General features: G+C 29.1%; 5 protein-coding genes. All 5 read left to right on the top strand.

The annotated features are described in order from the left end of the window. On the top strand, positions 1 to 495 hold a 495-nt coding region (locus tag Q0V09_RS10070), incomplete at its 5' end, for a Gp138 family membrane-puncturing spike protein (protein ID WP_297489175.1). A 9-nt stretch (positions 496 to 504) separates the two neighbouring features. Next, positions 505 to 858, top strand: coding sequence for a hypothetical protein (locus Q0V09_RS10065; RefSeq protein ID WP_297489172.1), 354 nt, complete (start codon positions 505 to 507; stop codon positions 856 to 858). Between the two features lie 13 nt (positions 859 to 871). Further along, a complete protein-coding gene (locus tag Q0V09_RS10060; RefSeq protein ID WP_297489169.1) occupies positions 872 to 2,026 on the top strand; it encodes a baseplate J/gp47 family protein in 1,155 nt (384 codons plus the stop codon). Between the two features lies 1 nt (position 2,027). After that, entirely contained in the window at positions 2,028 to 2,582 is a 555-nt protein-coding gene (locus tag Q0V09_RS10055; RefSeq protein WP_297489166.1) for a hypothetical protein, read from the top strand. A 3-nt stretch (positions 2,583 to 2,585) separates the two neighbouring features. Beyond that, on the top strand, positions 2,586 to 2,789 hold the full coding sequence (locus tag Q0V09_RS10050; protein ID WP_297489164.1) for a hypothetical protein: 204 nt from the start codon (positions 2,586 to 2,588) through the stop codon (positions 2,787 to 2,789). Positions 2,790 to 2,906: the final 117 nt, after the last annotated feature.

Below are 2,906 nucleotides of genomic sequence, written 5' to 3'. Positions count from 1 at the left end.
GTTAAATCTTTTGCTGAAAGATTCCCTGTTAAAAAAGGAGATATAGCTATGCTTCAGTTCTCAGAAGTTACACTTGAAAAGATACTTGATAGTGGAGTTTATGAGGAAGTAGTTGATACAAGTAAATTTGATATATCTGATGCTGTTATTACTAGCTTTTTATCTAAATCTAAAGATGAATTATCTAATGATAACAAAGATGATTATTGTTTATACAACTTAAACTCAGGACATAAAATTATCTTTAAAGAAAATGGAGAAATAGAAGTTTTTACAAAGAAACTTTCTTTAAATGTTGAGGAAAGTATAGAAATAGAAACTCCTATTATAAATGCTTTAAACACTCAATTTAACGTTAAAGGAATTAAGGCTGAAAGTATTGTCACTGATACTTTAAATTCCTTAAAATCAGCAATTATAAAGGGAATAAACTTTATTTCTCATGTACATAGTGGAGTAAAAGGAGGACCAGATAAAACACAAGGTCCTCAGTAGGAGAGAAAAATGATTAAAATAGATTTTAGTACAGGTGATGTTGTTTTAGATAAGAAAAAGAACTTTGTTAAATGTAATCCTTATGAAGAGGTAGTTCAAAGAATACAAATGAAAATATCTTTAGATAAAGGGGATTGGTTCTTATCAAATGAGGGTATACCTTGGACAAGTGAGATATTTAAAATTAAAAATATCCAGGAACAAAAAAAGCTTATTACTTACTGGATAAAAAAGACAATAGAAAAAGATCCAGCTTTTAAAGAGTGGAAAGAACTTGATATATCTATAGATGAAAATAGAAGATCCTTTAAAATATATTGGGAAATAATGGGAATAGATAACATAGTTTACAAAAATTCATAAAGGAGGTGCTTATTTGAAGTTTGGAGTTACTGATAAAGGTTTTGTTAAAAAGAAAATGGAAGATATAGCTATTTCCATTGAGAATAAAATGAGGAATAAAGGGTATGATTCTTTTGAAATTAATCCATACTCTTTAGAAGGTGTCTTGTGTGGAGTTATTTGTTCTGAACTAGCTGATTGCTGGGAAGTATCACAAGAAGTTTATTTTACTAGATATTTTGATACTTGTACTGGTTTGCAATTAGATAGATGGGGTAAAAATCTTAACACACCAAGAATACTAGGAAAGTATGCAACAACTACAATTGAATTTAAAAGCGATAATACAGTCATAGTTCCTAAGAATACTTACATTAGGATAAAAGATACAGGTCTTAATTACTATACTGTTTCTCAGCTTATTATAGACAATGAAACAAGAGTAGGAAGTGTTCAAGCTATAGCAGAAAACACTGGTACTGATTATAACTCAAATATTGGAACAATTACTGAACTTGTAAACTCTATTAGTGGAATTATCTCTTTAACTAATATTACTCCAGCAACTGGAGGAGACAATATTGAAAATGATGATCTATATAGAGAAACATTAAAAATAGCTAATAGGTCTAAAGGTGGTTCTACTGCTGATGCTATTCAAGCACAACTTAGAAAAACTACTGGTGTTAATAGTGTACTTGTTCTTGAAAATAGAACTGATTCTGTTGATGCAAATGGAATAGGTCCAGGACGTTTTAAATGTTGGATAGATGGTATAGCAAGTGAGCTTGTAGCTAAAACTATACACAAATATGGACCTCTTGGAATAGAAACTGAAGGAGATATTTTATACAAGGTCCAAAATGTAAGTGGCCAAGAAGTAGATATACGGTTCCAGGAGTTTGAAAAGATAAAACTTTATGTAAGAGTTAGAATTATTAACTCAACATCTAGTGTAGATCAGTTAAAAGATAGTATTAAACAACAAATTAATGATTATATAGCCTTTTGTAATTATTCTAAAGCTAGAAAGATTATTCATAACCAAATAGAAACAAAAGCCTATAACGTTGATAACGGAATATTAGAGCTTGAAGCTACTATAGGAACAGACCTTAATCACTTAAATAAAGAGAATATTGATATTAGAAGTGGTCAACTTTTCTATACTGATATTGAGGTAGTTTAATATGTTTACTGAGAAGAAAATAGAAGCTTTAAACTCTAAATTAACAGATATATTTAAAGTTCAAGAAAGTTCTCTTGTTAAAGATCTATTAGATGTCTTTAGAGTAGAAATTAATGAACTACTAATGTCTTTTAAGGAAAGTAATGATTTAGTTCTATTTGATAATCACTATGGAGATAATATTGATAAATTAGGCTCTAATATACTTGAATTTAGGCTTGGAGATAATGACCCTAACTACTTAGAGAGAGTAAAGATAGCTTATGATATGTCAAATTGTATGGGTGATGATGATACCATTATTCAACTTGTAGCAAGATTCTTTAATATTTCTCAAACTGATGTACAAACAGACATTATTGATATAAGAAAGATTCGTATAACTATTCCAGATAGTATAAAAATGGAGGATGCTTACAATTTCGCATCAAGAATTAAAGTTGCTGGTATTAAATTAGAAATAGAATGGAATAGGTACTGGGAAGACTTTACTTATGAAGAGTTAGGAGAGTTTACTTATGAAGAACTAGGAAATTATAGATTTGAAAGGAGTTAAGACATGAGTTTAATAGCTAAAACAACAGGAAGATTTACAGAGTTTTGTAAGTTTTGGATTCCAGGAAGAAGTGATAGAGGAAATATTGTTACAACTGTATTAGAGCCTAACTTTACTAAACTTGATGAACTAATAAAAACATTATCAACAAATATGCAATTTCCCTCTACTGAAGAAATAGAGGCTTTAATTAATCAAAACAACTAAGGAGACCAACAATGGGAATAAAAAATACAATAGTCAAAGGGTTTAGTTTATTAAAACCAATACCTTTAAAAGATAAAATAATCAATTATGCTTCTTTAGAAGTTGCTGTAAAAGGAA

Origin of the sequence: uncultured Cetobacterium sp., assembly GCF_947039425.1 — a bacterium.
In the GTDB taxonomy this organism is placed as follows: domain Bacteria; phylum Fusobacteriota; class Fusobacteriia; order Fusobacteriales; family Fusobacteriaceae; genus Cetobacterium_A.
Note: the sequence above shows the minus strand (reverse complement) of the source record. Positions and strands in the feature narration are given on the sequence as shown.

Bases quoted from the DNA above. Each gene is read 5' to 3' on its own strand.
- Q0V09_RS10065 (WP_297489172.1), top strand. From the start codon at position 505: ATGATTAAAATAGATTTTAGTACAGGTGATGTTGTTTTAGATAAGAAA.
- Q0V09_RS10055 (WP_297489166.1), top strand. From the start codon at position 2,028: ATGTTTACTGAGAAGAAAATAGAAGCTTTAAACTCTAAATTAACAGAT.
- Q0V09_RS10050 (WP_297489164.1), top strand. From the start codon at position 2,586: ATGAGTTTAATAGCTAAAACAACAGGAAGATTTACAGAGTTTTGTAAG.